The sequence below is a fragment of the Bacillus fungorum genome (assembly GCF_002746455.1).
Taxonomy (GTDB): Bacteria; Bacillota; Bacilli; order Bacillales; family Bacillaceae_G; genus Bacillus_A; species Bacillus_A fungorum.
On the sequence record NZ_NWUW01000001.1, the window covers coordinates 366,985 to 379,165 of the forward strand.

Genomic DNA, 12,181 nt, shown 5'->3' on the forward strand with positions numbered 1-12,181 from the left:
AGTTATAATTTTTGTTTTTGTCCCATACAATGAGAATACGAAAAGTCTGTCTAATTGAAAGGACGTGACTATGTGGCCGGTGAACATAAATTTTATAATGTTTCAGAGAGACATTTAAATTTTGATATGGTCTTTACCCGTATTTGTAATTTCATTGAAAAGGATCCACGAAATTTATATCGTTTATCCATTGGGACAGACTCACAAGCGCATCAAAAGGATACGAGGTTTATTACGGCAATTCATATTCATCGCGTTGGAAAAGGCGCCTGGGGGTGTTTACACCATAAATCAGTAAAAGATAAGCCAGCAACTTTACGTGAGAAAATATATTTAGAGACGCAATTTAGTCAAGAAATCGCATGCCTATTTACTCCAAATCATATACAAACAATATGGGATTTATTGCATCCATATGCGCAAGATGGGGCTGGATTTATAATGGAAATTCACTTGGATATCGGAAATGATGGTTTAACAAAAGAATTTATTCTAGATATGACAGCGAAAATTCAAGCGATGGGATTAACAGCGAAAATTAAGCCGGATGCTTATGCAGCGTTTAGTTATGCAAATCGATATACGAAATAAAAATAATTTTTATATATCCTTCGCAAAAAACTGAATATTACATCTATTAAATAGGCTGGAAATTTTATATAATAAGAGTAACGATGCGAGTATAAGGAGAGGGGTATATGAAAAGGGAATTTGTTTTAACGGAAGAAGAGGAAAGTTTGTTACTAGATATTTTATTTCAGCAAAATTATGCGAGTGAAATTTTAGCTGTGGAACTTACAGATATTGAGAATGGTTTAAAAAAGACAGATGTGATGCAATATAAAAAAATTACAAGGTTATTTTACAGATTAAAAAATAAAGGGTATTAAGCGCTACCGAAATGGTAGTCTTTTTTTGTGTTGTATGCTAAAATAACTGTGTAATTTTGTTTTTATTGAAATAATGTAAGGACAAAATAATAATGTGAAAACGCTGTCATAAAATATGAATAGAGCCGGTAATTATAAGCAGGAAAAAGGGAAAATGGGGGATGTAACATGATTAGTATTCCGAAAGACGAGTTTCAACAAATTTTTGTGAAAGATTTAATCATTTCATCAGAAAAAGTAGCACATGTCCAAATAGGGAATGGTTTAGAGCATGCTTTGCTCGTTCTTGTGAAATCTGGATATTCGGCGATACCTGTTTTGGACCCGATGTATAAATTGCACGGGTTAATTAGTACTGCTATGATTTTAGACGGTATGTTAGGGCTAGAACGCATTGAGTTTGAAAGACTTGACGAAATGAAAGTAGAACAGGTGATGAAGGAAGACATTCCGGTTCTTAAGTTAGAAGATTCATTTGCGAAAGCTTTAGAAATGACAATTGATCATCCTTTTATTTGCGCTGTTAATGAAGAGGGATATTTTGAGGGGATTTTAACACGTCGAGCAATTTTAAAATTGTTGAATAAAAAAGTAAGGCAGTATAATCGATAATGTGAGAAAAGTGACTTCATAGAAACGGAGAAGTCACTTTTTTTCGTGCATATCAGTTGTGTATGTATTATATTTAAAAAGATAAAAAATATAAGAGTATGTAGTTAAATTAAGGATGAAAAGCTTATTGAGATAAGGTGTATGGAAGCTAAGGAAAGAGGGAGAAAGTTGCAAATTGATGATTTTCAAATGATGGTTGTGTTAGCTCAGGAATCAAATATGAGAAAAGCGGCGGAACGTTTATTTGTTTCACAACCTGCGCTTAGTCAACGATTACAATCTATGGAGAAACAATGGGGAATGAAGTTTTTTATTCGTTCACAAAAAGGATTGACAATTACACCTGAAGGGGAAAAAGTCGCAAATTATGCAAAAGAAATGTTACAAAGGGAAGAGGATATTAAAAGTGAGCTAGCTGTTTTTAGAACAGAAACGCACGGAACATTAAAAATAGCTGTTGCATCAGTTATTGGTCAATATTGGCTTCCTCCTGTTTTGAAGAAGTTTGTGCAAAAGTATCCTTCTGTGAAGATATCGCTGTTTACTGGCTGGAGTAGTGAAGTGCAAAAGCAATTTTATGAAGGAGACGTTCATGTTGCTATACTGAGAGGATCACAAGAATATAAAGGCCAGAAGCAACAATTATTTGAAGATGAACTTTATTTAGTGGATAAAGAAATAAAAGATATTTCGATGTTAAAGGAAACAAATAGACCATTTATTCAATTTAAAAGTGATTCGACTTATTATGGACAAATACAAAATTGGTGGTATGGTTTATTTTCTAATCCACCTAAGCGAACAATTGTCGTTGATCAAATTGAGACTTGCAAACAACTCGTTTTAAATGGTATAGGCTATGCTCTTTTACCTTCTACTGTTTTAAAAGAAGTACAGGAAAATATGTATGAAACACCTGTTCAATTAACGAGAGAAACATGGTTATTGACGAGTGAATCAGCCAGACAATTAAAGCAAGTACAAGCATTTTTAGAAATTATAGAAGAAATTCAAATGGAAAAATAGGATTATTATCTTGCTACTCGCTCTATCGTTTGGTAGAGTAACATTATAAATGGATTTAGGAGGCAACAAGAATGAAAATGGTGGACGCTAACGAGATTATTTCGTTTATTCAAAAAAGTGAAAAGAAAACTCCTGTAAAGGTATACATAAAAGGGGATTTAAAAGAAGTAACATTCCCTGAAACGGTACAAGCATTTGTAAATAAAAAGTCTGGTGTATTATTTGGAGAATGGTCTGAAATTAAGACAATTCTTGATGAAAATAGCAAGCACATTGTTGATTATGTTGTTGAAAATGACCGTCGTAATTCTGCAATTCCAATGCTTGATTTAAAAGGTATTAAAGCTCGTATTGAGCCAGGCGCTATTATTCGTGACCACGTTGAAATCGGCGACAACGCTGTTATTATGATGAATGCAACAATTAATATCGGTGCTGTAATTGGTGAAGGTTCTATGATCGACATGAACGCGGTACTTGGTGGACGTGCAACTGTTGGTAAGAACTGTCACGTAGGTGCGGGTGCAGTACTTGCAGGTGTTATTGAGCCGCCTTCAGCAAAACCAGTTATCGTTGAAGACGATGTTGTAATTGGTGCTAACGTAGTTGTGTTAGAGGGAGTTACAGTAGGTAAAGGTGCAGTTGTAGCAGCGGGAGCTGTTGTAACAGAAGATGTACCTCCATATACAGTTGTTGCGGGTACTCCAGCGCGTGTAATTAAAGAGATTGATGAGAAGACAAAAGCAAAAACTGAAATTAAACAAGAGCTTCGTCAATTAAACCCAGAGAAATAAAAACAAAAAAAGCGTAAGGGCATAAACGGGCTCTTACGCTTTTTATAGATAGAGGTGCAAAAATGGCAGTGAGCAAATTCGTTCAAATTCGTAGAGACTTACACAAAATACCGGAAATTGGATTTAAAGAGTGGAAAACACAACAGTATATTTTAGATTACATAGGAACGCTTTCGAATGAACATGTGGAAGTGAAAGTATGGAAAACGGGTGTCATTGTTAAAGTAAATGGAAAAAATCCAGAAAAAATTATAGGTTATCGTGCAGATATAGATGGTTTACCAATTACAGAAGAAACTGGATATGAATTTGCTTCTATTCATGAAGGAATGATGCATGCATGTGGACACGATGTGCATACAACAATCGGTTTAGGCCTTCTAACAGCAGCTGTAACAGAAAGAATAGATGATGACCTTGTGTTTCTATTCCAACCAGCTGAAGAAGGGCCAGGAGGGGCTCTTCCTATGTTAGAGAGTGAAGAGTTAAAAGAATGGAAGCCGAATATAATTCTTGGTCTTCATATTGCACCTGAATATGCTGTAGGAACAATTGCAACAAAAGAGGGGCTATTATTTGCGAATACATCAGAGTTATATGTCGATTTAAAAGGGAAAGGTGGACATGCAGCCTACCCGCATACTGCAAATGATATGATTGTTGCAGCAAGTCATCTTGTGACACAACTTCAATCCGTTATAAGTCGTAATGTGAATCCTCTTGATAGTGCAGTAATTACAATCGGAAAAATAACAGGTGGTACAGTTCAAAATATCATAGCAGAAAAGTCTCGGTTAGAAGGAACGATCCGAACGTTATCAGTGGAATCAATGAGTCGTGTTAAAAGTAGGATTGAGGCAATTGTTGCAGGTATAGAAGCTTCCTTCCAATGTGAGGCGGTTATTGACTACGGAGCGATGTATCATCAAGTATATAACCATGAAGCATTAACGAGAGAGTTTATGCAATTTGTAAGTGAAGAAACTGATATGAATGTAATTACATGTACTGAGGCGATGACAGGTGAAGATTTTGGTTATATGCTTCAAGAGATTCCTGGATTTATGTTTTGGCTTGGAGTAAATTCAGAATATGGTTTACACCACGCAAAATTAAAACCAGATGAAGAGGCTATTGAGAAAGCTATCGTATTTTTAGATCAATATGTGAAGTGGAAAGGAACTAGAAAGTGAACTTGTTCACCAACTTTGCAAAAATTTAAAATGGGTACTTGTTAGTTCCAGGGCGAAAACAACTTTCATATTTGCTTTGGATAGACATTGGCATACAAATGGATAAAGTAATGAGCAGTGGTTTTGAGCCGCTGCTCATTATTCATTATCGCTTATTGAGAAGATGATTAGCTAACTAGCTTATATATGTTTACATTTCATGTGGAAAGTGTGTAAAATCAAGGTGAAACATAGAAAAAAGGGTGGGGAATTACGTGCAAATTAGCAGTGCAATGTTGTGTTTCGTCTTATATGCGTATGTTATTATTGCGGCGGTGTATTTTGGGATAAGTTTTTATGCCTACCGTCTAGTAGATAATCATGAATATGACGAAACATATAAATGGGTGAAGAGATATTTATCCCCTGTATTAGAAATTATGAATGGGTTTGTGCTCTTTTTATTTATTGGATTAATTGCTTTCTCAACGAGTTTGGTAGGGAATAAAACGACATTATTTGTACTAGGTATCATTATTTTTATGTTGTTAGGAATACGGATTGGTAACACAGTGTTTTGGAATGAAAGAAAAGTAGATGGTTGGACTGGAATGTTAATCCCCTGTATGTTAGCGGCTATCGTGACAAACATAGAGCATGAGTATTATCAATTACATTTTTGGCTCATTATCGTTTTAACAATTCTTTCAGTTTTATACATAAGTACGGTAGTACTAACATACATTGCGCATGAAAAAGGTGATGTTAAAGGAACTCGCTTCTTTAGAGGACGAGCATTATTTTGGAGCGTGCCAACGATGGCGGTTATAGGGATTATTGCGATATTAGTAAATGGGTATCAATTTACTAATTGGCAACTGTTTTTAGAAAATTGGTGGATTTTCATTCTTTCGTTTATCGCTTTTTTAGGTGCAACGCATTATTTATTCCATCAACATCATTATATACTGGCATTGTTATTCGCATTTACACAACTATTATTTGCTTTCTTCGGACAAGAAACGTTATTATTCGTTTTTGAAACATTTAGTTCATTTGGGAATATATTTGTATTTGGTATGTTAATTTTTAGTATCGCATTTTATTTACAACAGTATTTTTATATGCAAAAACAAAAATAAGAAAGATATACAGGTTTTTGTAGTAAATCTAAAGTATGTTACAATAAAAATACATAGTATTCGATGTTATTGGAGGAATTCCTGTGGGTGAAAAAGAGAAAGAATTTGCTGTCATTGGGCTTGGACGTTTTGGTGGAAGTATTTGCCGGGAACTCGCTCAATTAGGTATGGAAGTCATGGCAATTGATTCAGATGAGGATAAAATTAATGAGTTTGCAAATATAGCTTCGCATGCTGTAATTGCAGATTCAACAGATGAGATGGTATTAAAAAGTCTTGGTATTCGTAATTTTGATCACGTAGTCGTTGCTATTGGAGACAATTTAAATTCAAGTATTTTAACAACGTTAATTCTGAAAGAGTTAGGTGTAAAAAATATTACTGTAAAAGCTCAAAATGATTACCATGAAAAAGTATTAAGTAAAATAGGGGCAGATCATATTGTGCACCCAGAGCGTGATATGGGAAAAAGGATTGCTAATAATATTGCATCAAGTAATGTATTAGACTATCTTGAGCTTTCAGATGAGCATAGTATTGTAGAGATTATTGCAAATAAAAAAATTGATGGTCATTCTTTAATCGAATTAGATATTCGTGCGAAGTTTGGATTGAATATTGTAGCGATTAAACGGGGTAAAGAAGTTATTGTGTCTCCTCGAGCTACGGAAAATATTCAAGCGGGAGATATATTAATTGTAATTGGTCATGACGATGAAGTAGATCGTTTTAAACACTTTTTAAGATAATGGAAAAGGACAATACCATGAAGGTATTGTCCTTTTTCTTATATTTCCATAATGATTGGTAAAATCATTGGACGACGTTTCGTTTTCTCGTATAGGAATGGTGCTAATGTATCTGTAATTTCATTTTTAATTTCAGACCATTGTGTTGTTTTGCGTTCCATTACTTTTTCTAAATGAGTTGTAATTAATGTTTGAGCATCATTAATTAAATCACTACTTTCGCGCATATAAACGAAACCACGTGAGATAATATCAGGTCCTGCTGCAACTTTAAACTCTTTCATATCAATGCTTACAACTACAATAACAAGACCTTCTTCAGAAAGAATACGACGATCGCGTAATACGATATTACCGATATCTCCAATACCATTTCCGTCAATGTAGACAGATCCAGATGGTATTTTACCAGCTACGCTTGCTTCATCAGAACGCAGGGCAAGAACATCTCCATTATCCATGATGAAACAGTTTTCTTCTGGAATACCACAATCATTTGCTAACTTCATATGCATACGTTGCATACGATATTCACCGTGAATTGGCATGAAATACTTCGGTTTAATTAGACGAAGCATTAGTTTTTGTTCTTCTTGCCCGCCATGTCCACTCGTATGAATGTTTGACAGTTTTCCGTGGATTACATCAGCACCAGCACGATACAACATGTTAATTGTACGGCTTACACTAATTGTATTACCAGGGATTGGTGAAGAAGAGAAAACAACTGTGTCGCCAGGAATGATTTGAATTTGACGATGAGTACCATTAGCAATACGTGAAAGTGCTGCCATTGGCTCACCTTGACTACCTGTACATAAAATAACAACTTTATTAGCCGGTAGGCGGTTTAGTTGAGATGCATCTATGAATGTATCCTTCGGACAACGAATATAACCGAGGTTTTGTCCGATTTCAATCGCTGCCTCCATACTTCGGCCAAATACAGCCACTTTACGGTTGTTTTCAACAGCCGCTTCGACAACTTGTTGCAAGCGATGGATATTTGACGCAAAGGTTGCGAAGATAATACGACCTTCTACTTTGCGGAAAATATCTTGAATACTATCACCAACACGGCGCTCAGACATTGTAAAGTTTGGAACTTCACTGTTTGTACTGTCAGATAAGAGACAAAGTACACCGTCTTTTCCGATTTCAGCCATTTTTGTTAAGTCCGCTGGTTCGCCGACTGGTGTGAAGTCAAATTTGAAATCTCCAGTATGAACCACTTGTCCTTGAGGTGTTTTCACAACAACTCCGTATGAATCTGGGATACTGTGAGTTGTACGGAAGAAGGAAACAGATGTCTTTTTAAACTTAATAACATCATCTTCTTGAATTTCATAAAGTTTTGCTTTACGAAGTAATCCGTGCTCTTCTAATTTGTTTTTGATTAGTGCAATTGCTAATTTTCCGCCATAAATCGGAATGTTCACTTGACGTAATAAGTAAGGAATTCCACCAATATGATCTTCGTGACCATGTGTAATGAATAATCCTTTAATTTTATCTTCGTTTCGCACAAAATAAGTGTAATCTGGTATTACATAATCGATTCCGAGGAGTTCGTCTTCTGGAAACTTAATTCCAGCGTCAATTATAATAATTTCATCTTGAAATTGAACAGCATATGTATTTTTACCGATTTCACCAAGTCCACCTAAAGCAAAAACGGCTGCTTGATCATTCTTTAGAAATTTCATATGACTATACGATTTCCGCTAATGTTAAATCAGCGTTTTCTTTTTCATATTCAAGATGATTGCCAGTCACAGACTGAACGAATTCGATATTATATGCGAACTTATTTAATTTTTTACGAACATCCTTTTCAGACGTAGCCTCTAAGTATAAAACTTTTGTATTTTCACGTACCGGAACCTCAGTTAATTTTTCTTGATAAAATACTTTAAAAATCATTTGGAAAACCTCTCCTTGTCTATGTTTTGCATTATCTGTTACTTATTATAAAGCAAACAGTCACGATTTTCATGTTTTTTCGAATGAGAATGAAGAAAAAGCCCGAAATGGGCACAATTTAAGCGATTGTCTTTTTACGGACTAGATCTTTTAAATAACGCTTGAGCTTTTTCTTCAGCTTCTTCAGCATGATTACTCCTTCCTTTCCTTATTTTAAACATGCATATTACTAGTGAAAATTCCATCTCTGCTATAAGAAAGAGGACAAAAGTGAATGTTGAATCTTGTCCTTTCTCATACAGGGAAAGTTATTCTATAGTAACGATTAGTAGCCGTTAGTTATAGGTATAGTATGAGAAAAAATAGAAAAGAAAATTCATACGAACAAGTATCCACATTTTTTACTAATATATATGCGGGTTTCATAAATAAGGTCAGAAAGTGAACGCTTTCTTCACAGATGTTTAATATGTTATACTTTTTTTTAGCATTTGAAAAGCGATAATCAAAATAGGAATATAGAGTAACAGAAAGGATTTTGACAAATGAATCATAAAATTGTCTTTTTTGATATTGATGGAACATTATTAGATCATGATAAAAAAATTCCGCAATCTACAAGAGATGCAGTAAAAGAGTTACAAGAGAAAGGTGTGCATGTAGCAATTGCAACAGGGCGTGCGCCATTTATGTTTGAAGATATTCGTAAAGAACTTAATATACATAATTATGTTAGTTTTAATGGACAGTACGTTGTATTTGAAGATGAGGTAATATTTAATAATCCATTACATCCAGATGCTCTTCATAAGTTTACTCAGTTTGCAAAAGAAGAAGGATATCCACTTGTATATCTTGATCATCAAGATATGAGAGCATCAGTGGAATATCATGATTATGTGAAAGAAGGTTTTGGAAGCTTACACTTTGAGCATCCGGCATACGAACCTAATTTCTATGAGAAACGTAATATTTATCAAACACTTCTTTTCTGTGAAGTGAATGAGGAGGAAAAGTTTATTAATCAGTACCCAGACTTTCATTTTATTCGCTGGCATGCGTATTCAATGGATATCATTCCAAATGGTGGCTCTAAGGCAAAAGGGATTGAGAAATTCATTGAAAAATTAGGGTTTAACCGTGAACAGGTGTATGCATTTGGAGATGGCTTAAATGATTTAGAAATGATTGAAGCAGTTGGGACAGGTATTGTGATGGGGAATGGTCATGAAGACTTGAAAAAGCTTGCAAATCATGTGACAAAGGATGTTAGTGAAGACGGTATATACCATGGATTAAAATGGGCTGGATTGTTATAAACGAATATGGAACCCATTTCATATAGTAAAAAGGCGGAAGATTATCTCCCGCCTTTTTTATTATCGCTCTAGAGGTTTTGAATCGTCAGGAGCAGCAAATGGATTTTCTTTATTAATGTGGTCATAGAACATAACACCATTTAAATGGTCAATTTCATGCTGAAATACAATTGCTGGTAAACCTTTTAAACGTAATTTTACTTCTTCGCCGCTGATAGATGTTGCTTTTACTGTAATTCTTGTGTAACGAGGTACATAACCAGGTACTTCACGGTCTACTGATAGACAGCCTTCACCACTTTGTAAATATGTACGTTCAACAGAATGACTAATGATTTTTGGGTTGAATAATGCATGACTATATAGCGTACCGTCCGTATCTGTTACATGAACCGCAATCATTTTTTTTGAAATACCGATTTGCGGAGCCGCTAATCCGATTCCAGGGCGTAAACTATATTTTTCAGCCATTTCAGAATCTTGGCTATTTATTACAAATTCAATCATTTCTTGAAGTGTATTTGTATCTTCTTCGCTCGCTGGTATGACTACCTCTTCTGCAACGTTTCGCAAAATAGGATCTCCTTCGCGAATTATCTCTTTCATTGTAAGCATATGTAATCTCTCCTTTCCCCCTTAGTCTATCAAAGGAGATGGAAAAAGTCATCGGCAAGTAAAGGGAAGCGCTTTGGAAAGCGTTTTACTATAGAGTATGTATGTAATAAAAAGAACAGACGGCAAAGCCGTCTGTTTCTTTCAATAGTTGTTTCATTTTACATTAGCGAATGCAAGCAGCACCAACGATAATTAAAAGAATAAACAACACAACGATTAAGGCGAAGCCGCGTCCAGAACCGCCACAAGAACCGCCATAACCGTAGGAAGGGTATGAACAAGTTGGATAGCAATATGAGTATCCGTACATGAGATGACCTCCTTTATCATTTCCCGCTAATACTGCGGTTACTATAATGTATGGGAAGAGGAGTAAAAATGTATGGGTAATTACCTATAAAAGGAAGAAGAGTTTGTATATTTTTGCTAAGAAGAGAGAAAAACTAAAGAGAATTAAATCGTTTACATATTATTCTAAGAGAAAAAACAAGTTAAAAAGGGAATAATATAACAGTAGGTTAATGCTTACTAATACAGATGTGAAAAATAAAAACACGTTTGTGTAAAAGAAACCTGCAGATTATTTATAAAAAAACGTATTCAAAGTAATTGACATCGTAATTAGAATAGTTGTAAACTAAAAAACGTGATCAAGATTGTATTAATATGTTTCTGAAAAAACATTAGTACAGATTGTTAGGTACACAAAATTATTCTCAACCGACAGAGAAATTTGTTGGTTTACATTGTTGCGTTTTCAGTCTAGCTAATAGATAGTGAAAGCGTTTCAGAATATGGTTCAAGAGAGGAAGAGGTGAACGGAATGGGTACTAAAACAAAAAAGACCCTATTTAATGTTGATGAGCAAATGCAAGCTATCGCAGCTCAATTTGAAACATTACAAATTTTAAATGAAAAAGGCGAAGTTGTGAATGAAGCAGCTATGCCTGAATTATCTGATGATCAATTAAAAGAATTAATGCGCCGTATGGTGTATACTCGCGTACTAGATCAACGTTCTATTTCTTTAAACCGTCAAGGACGTTTAGGTTTCTACGCACCAACAGCTGGACAAGAGGCTTCTCAATTAGCAAGTCATTTCGCACTTGAAGCAGAAGATTTCATCTTACCAGGATATCGTGATGTGCCACAATTAGTATGGCACGGACTACCATTATACCAAGCATTCTTATTCTCTCGTGGACATTTCATGGGTAACCAAATGCCTGAGAATGTAAATGCACTTGCTCCACAAATCATTATCGGTGCGCAAATCATCCAAACTGCTGGTGTTGCGTTAGGTATGAAACTACGTGGTAAAAAATCTGTTGCAATTACTTACACTGGTGACGGTGGTGCTTCACAAGGTGACTTCTATGAAGGTATGAACTTTGCGGGTGCATTCAAAGCTCCAGCAATCTTCGTTGTACAAAACAACCGTTATGCAATCTCTACTCCAGTAGAAAAGCAATCTGCAGCTAAAACTGTAGCACAAAAAGCAGTAGCAGCAGGTATTTACGGAATTCAAGTAGACGGTATGGATCCATTAGCTGTATACGCAGCAACTGCTTTCGCTCGTGAGCGTGCAGTAAACGGTGAAGGCCCTACTTTAATCGAGACTTTAACATTCCGTTACGGTCCACATACAATGGCTGGTGATGACCCAACTCGTTACCGTACAAAAGATATCGAGAACGAATGGGAACAAAAAGATCCAATCGTACGCTTCCGTGCATTCTTAGAAAACAAAGGCCTATGGTCTCAAGAAGTTGAAGAGAAAGTAATCGAAGAAGCAAAAGAAGATATCAAACAAGCAATTGCTAAGGCTGACCAAGCTCCAAAACAAAAAGTTACTGATTTAATGGAAATCATGTACGAAAAAATGCCTTACAACTTAGCTGAACAATATGAAATTTACAAAGAAAAGGAGTCGAAGTAA

At 35.3% G+C, this 12,181-nt stretch carries 14 protein-coding genes; 10 read left to right on the top strand and 4 right to left on the bottom strand.

Features of this window, described 5'->3' with window-relative positions; translation table 11 throughout:
* The first annotated feature begins 72 nt into the window (after positions 1 to 72).
* The 8 genes from CO726_RS02180 (at position 73) to CO726_RS02215 (ending at position 6,385) form a co-directional block, all read left to right on the top strand.
* A complete protein-coding gene (locus CO726_RS02180; RefSeq protein WP_098344965.1) occupies positions 73 to 591 on the top strand; it encodes a ribonuclease H-like YkuK family protein in 519 nt (172 codons plus the stop codon).
* A 107-nt stretch (positions 592 to 698) separates the two neighbouring features.
* Complete coding sequence (abbA, locus tag CO726_RS02185) at positions 699 to 890, top strand: antirepressor AbbA (RefSeq protein WP_000817794.1); 192 nt, start codon at positions 699 to 701, stop codon at positions 888 to 890.
* A 168-nt stretch (positions 891 to 1,058) separates the two neighbouring features.
* Positions 1,059 to 1,502, top strand: coding sequence for a cyclic-di-AMP-binding protein CbpB (cbpB, locus tag CO726_RS02190; RefSeq protein WP_098952810.1), 444 nt, complete (start codon positions 1,059 to 1,061; stop codon positions 1,500 to 1,502).
* Positions 1,503 to 1,643: 141 nt separating this feature from the next.
* A complete protein-coding gene (locus tag CO726_RS02195; RefSeq protein WP_098758635.1) occupies positions 1,644 to 2,528 on the top strand; it encodes a transcriptional regulator CcpC in 885 nt (294 codons plus the stop codon).
* 71 nt (positions 2,529 to 2,599) lie between these two features.
* Positions 2,600 to 3,322 carry a 2,3,4,5-tetrahydropyridine-2,6-dicarboxylate N-acetyltransferase gene (gene dapD / locus CO726_RS02200; RefSeq protein ID WP_098758636.1) on the top strand — a complete coding sequence of 241 codons (723 nt, stop codon included), beginning with the start codon at positions 2,600 to 2,602 and terminating at the stop codon, positions 3,320 to 3,322.
* A 62-nt stretch (positions 3,323 to 3,384) separates the two neighbouring features.
* Entirely contained in the window at positions 3,385 to 4,515 is a 1,131-nt protein-coding gene (locus CO726_RS02205) for an N-acetyldiaminopimelate deacetylase (protein WP_099683165.1), read from the top strand.
* A 254-nt stretch (positions 4,516 to 4,769) separates the two neighbouring features.
* Positions 4,770 to 5,636 (top strand): hypothetical protein, encoded by an 867-nt coding sequence (locus CO726_RS02210; protein ID WP_029438058.1) that lies wholly within the window; start codon positions 4,770 to 4,772, stop codon positions 5,634 to 5,636.
* Positions 5,637 to 5,719: 83 nt separating this feature from the next.
* Positions 5,720 to 6,385 carry a potassium channel family protein gene (locus CO726_RS02215; protein WP_000504032.1) on the top strand — a complete coding sequence of 222 codons (666 nt, stop codon included), beginning with the start codon at positions 5,720 to 5,722 and terminating at the stop codon, positions 6,383 to 6,385.
* A gap of 38 nt (positions 6,386 to 6,423) precedes the next feature.
* On the opposite strand, the gene rnjA is transcribed toward CO726_RS02215, so the two are convergent.
* Positions 6,424 to 8,091 carry a ribonuclease J1 gene (gene rnjA, locus CO726_RS02220; RefSeq protein WP_000670368.1) on the bottom strand — a complete coding sequence of 556 codons (1,668 nt, stop codon included), beginning with the start codon at positions 8,089 to 8,091 and terminating at the stop codon, positions 6,424 to 6,426.
* A gap of 4 nt (positions 8,092 to 8,095) precedes the next feature.
* Complete coding sequence (locus CO726_RS02225; protein ID WP_098667483.1) at positions 8,096 to 8,308, bottom strand: DNA-dependent RNA polymerase subunit epsilon; 213 nt, start codon at positions 8,306 to 8,308, stop codon at positions 8,096 to 8,098.
* Positions 8,309 to 8,853: 545 nt separating this feature from the next.
* On the opposite strand from CO726_RS02225, the gene CO726_RS02235 reads away from it, so the two are divergent.
* Positions 8,854 to 9,627 (top strand): Cof-type HAD-IIB family hydrolase, encoded by a 774-nt coding sequence (locus tag CO726_RS02235; RefSeq protein ID WP_099683166.1) that lies wholly within the window; start codon positions 8,854 to 8,856, stop codon positions 9,625 to 9,627.
* A gap of 60 nt (positions 9,628 to 9,687) precedes the next feature.
* Here the strand turns inward: CO726_RS02235 and def are convergent, their stop codons facing one another.
* Together def and CO726_RS02245 are read right to left on the bottom strand one after the other, a co-directional pair.
* Positions 9,688 to 10,242, bottom strand: coding sequence for a peptide deformylase (gene def / locus CO726_RS02240; RefSeq protein WP_099683167.1), 555 nt, complete (start codon positions 10,240 to 10,242; stop codon positions 9,688 to 9,690).
* Positions 10,243 to 10,405: 163 nt separating this feature from the next.
* The gene (locus CO726_RS02245; protein ID WP_000274562.1) at positions 10,406 to 10,552 is read right to left on the bottom strand and encodes a YjcZ family sporulation protein; all 147 of its coding nucleotides are present in this window, start codon (positions 10,550 to 10,552) and stop codon (positions 10,406 to 10,408) included.
* 513 nt (positions 10,553 to 11,065) lie between these two features.
* Here CO726_RS02245 and pdhA point away from each other — a divergent pair.
* The gene (pdhA, locus tag CO726_RS02250; RefSeq protein ID WP_099683168.1) at positions 11,066 to 12,181 is read left to right on the top strand and encodes a pyruvate dehydrogenase E1 component subunit alpha; all 1,116 of its coding nucleotides are present in this window, start codon (positions 11,066 to 11,068) and stop codon (positions 12,179 to 12,181) included.

Excerpts from the sequence above, each read along its gene's own strand:
- abbA (WP_000817794.1), top strand. The coding sequence starts at position 699 with ATGAAAAGGGAATTTGTTTTAACGGAAGAAGAGGAAAGTTTGTTACTA.
- cbpB (WP_098952810.1), top strand. The coding sequence starts at position 1,059 with ATGATTAGTATTCCGAAAGACGAGTTTCAACAAATTTTTGTGAAAGAT.
- CO726_RS02195 (WP_098758635.1), top strand. The coding sequence starts at position 1,644 with ATGGAAGCTAAGGAAAGAGGGAGAAAGTTGCAAATTGATGATTTTCAA.
- dapD (WP_098758636.1), top strand. The coding sequence starts at position 2,600 with ATGAAAATGGTGGACGCTAACGAGATTATTTCGTTTATTCAAAAAAGT.
- CO726_RS02205 (WP_099683165.1), top strand. The coding sequence starts at position 3,385 with ATGGCAGTGAGCAAATTCGTTCAAATTCGTAGAGACTTACACAAAATA.
- rnjA (WP_000670368.1), bottom strand. The coding sequence starts at position 8,091 with ATGAAATTTCTAAAGAATGATCAAGCAGCCGTTTTTGCTTTAGGTGGA.
- CO726_RS02225 (WP_098667483.1), bottom strand. The coding sequence starts at position 8,308 with ATGATTTTTAAAGTATTTTATCAAGAAAAATTAACTGAGGTTCCGGTA.
- CO726_RS02235 (WP_099683166.1), top strand. The coding sequence starts at position 8,854 with ATGAATCATAAAATTGTCTTTTTTGATATTGATGGAACATTATTAGAT.
- def (WP_099683167.1), bottom strand. The coding sequence starts at position 10,242 with ATGCTTACAATGAAAGAGATAATTCGCGAAGGAGATCCTATTTTGCGA.
- CO726_RS02245 (WP_000274562.1), bottom strand. The coding sequence starts at position 10,552 with ATGTACGGATACTCATATTGCTATCCAACTTGTTCATACCCTTCCTAC.
- pdhA (WP_099683168.1), top strand. The coding sequence starts at position 11,066 with ATGGGTACTAAAACAAAAAAGACCCTATTTAATGTTGATGAGCAAATG.